Source organism: Candidatus Chloroploca sp. Khr17 (assembly GCF_004138165.1).
Lineage (GTDB): Bacteria > Chloroflexota > Chloroflexia > Chloroflexales > Chloroflexaceae > Chloroploca.
The window spans coordinates 1-1,340 of sequence record NZ_RYFF01000150.1; the positions used below are offsets into that span (position 1 = coordinate 1).

The following is a 1,340-nucleotide window of genomic DNA, read 5'->3' on the forward strand; positions in this document are numbered from 1 at the left end:
AGCGCGCGAACGAACCTGCAACGATGGATCTTGCGACATTGAAAGCAGAATTAGGCATCGATTAGAAAAGAACCAGGACAGCGCGATCACGCTGCCCTCGTGGGCGTGCAGGCGACGCCGCTGGCGCGTGCCTGAACCTGGGCGTTTTCTCCAACGTGGTCGTGTGTCGTCAGCCGTGCCGGTCTATGGAAGCTGCCGGCGGCGCAAGAACACCCGTGCTACCGCAACAACTCCTGTCTATGCTATACTGTGCGTGATGAGCCGAGAGCCGACTCGAGAAGGAGGCGCGGATGCCCCACTTGCCGACAACCGACGAACTGCTTACGCGCATTACCATTGACCCGGATATCTGCCACGGAAAGCCCTGTATTCGTGGGCTTCGTTATCCGGTCGAGATCATGCTTGAGTTGTTGACGTCCGGGATGACAATGGATGCGATCTTGGACGATTACGATGATCTCGAGCGCGAAGATCTCTATGCGGTACTCGCCTATGCAACCCGCCTCAGCCGGATTAAGCGTGTTCAGACGATAGCTGCATGAATTTCCTCGTTGATGCCCATCTGCCACGCCGCCTCGCACAGATCACCTTATCGCTTTATTTACGCGATACATCGCTGACCTTGAACAAGCGTTGGCAACAAACGAGTATATCGAAATAAGCCGAACTGCACTGATCATCCACATGTAGGCGGTGCAACCCAACGCCGCTGGCGCAACCCTCCCCTCGGCGCGTTGTCCCAACACCCACGCGACCCAGCGGGGCATCGTTCCAGCGCCGCCTCGCGCCGCCCCACACCGACTACCGTCGCACCAGCAGATCGTTGCTTGCGCTGAGGGAGGCCACCATCCTTATGGCTTTGGCGCATGACATCAGGGAGTGCCGCCTTCAGTCGGCGTCCGGCTTAGCCGACTGAAGGCGGCACTCTGAGTCGCGCGTAAAGTTGATCCGGCCCTTCTGAAACCTTGTCTATCAGCAGATGCGGATTTGGTATGCTATACTGCGCTTCATCGTTTTATGACACGGTTCGCGGATCGTATGTACACAATTACCTTTACTGCATCAGCACGCGAAGATATACGATGGTTTCGTAAGTACGACCAACAACGGATTGTGGCTGCGATTGAAAGCCAACTAGGACAGGAGCCGGATCGCCCGACCCAACAACGGAAATACTTGCGACCGAATCAGTTGGCACGTTGGGAATTACGCGCAGGGCCATACCGCATTTTTTATGATGTCATTATTGATGATATGGTGGTGTCCATTCTTGCAGTTGGCTACAAGGATGGGAATACGCTCTATGTTCGCGGAAAGGAGTACACGTTATGAAAACGGTG

At 55.3% G+C, this 1,340-nt stretch carries 2 protein-coding genes; both read left to right on the top strand.

The features are described from left to right. The first annotated feature begins 290 nt into the window (after positions 1-290). Complete coding sequence (locus EKD05_RS25465; RefSeq protein ID WP_129678446.1) at positions 291-542, top strand: DUF433 domain-containing protein; 252 nt, start codon at positions 291-293, stop codon at positions 540-542. A 496-nt stretch (positions 543-1,038) separates the two neighbouring features. Beyond that, positions 1,039-1,332 (top strand): type II toxin-antitoxin system RelE/ParE family toxin, encoded by a 294-nt coding sequence (locus EKD05_RS25470; protein WP_129678448.1) that lies wholly within the window; start codon positions 1,039-1,041, stop codon positions 1,330-1,332. Positions 1,333-1,340 lie beyond the last annotated feature (8 nt).